The 263-nt window shown below is 51.0% G+C and carries 1 protein-coding gene; it reads left to right on the top strand.

From position 1 onward, the window contains the following. Positions 1–263, top strand: a 263-nt coding sequence (locus tag RTW80_RS29610; protein WP_312721698.1) for an IS1 family transposase, incomplete at both ends; no start/stop codon positions are given.

Here is a 263-nt window from a genome sequence, read left to right on the forward strand (position 1 = left end):
CTTTGACGTGGTGATATGGATGACGGATGGCTGGCCGCTGTCTGAATCCCGCCTGAAGGGAAAGCTGCACGTAATCAGCAAGCGATATACGCAGCGAATTGAGCGGCATAACCTGAATCTGAGGCAGCACCTGGCACGGCTGGGACGGAAGTCGCTGTCGTTCTCAAAATCGGTGGAGCTGCATGACAAAGTCATCGGGCATTATCTGAACATAAAACACTATCAAGAAGTTGGAGTCATTACCTGCCTCCAGAAAGCACAAA

This window comes from Escherichia sp. AM3 (genome assembly GCF_032029835.1).
Classification (GTDB): Bacteria; Pseudomonadota; Gammaproteobacteria; order Enterobacterales; family Enterobacteriaceae; genus Escherichia; species Escherichia coli.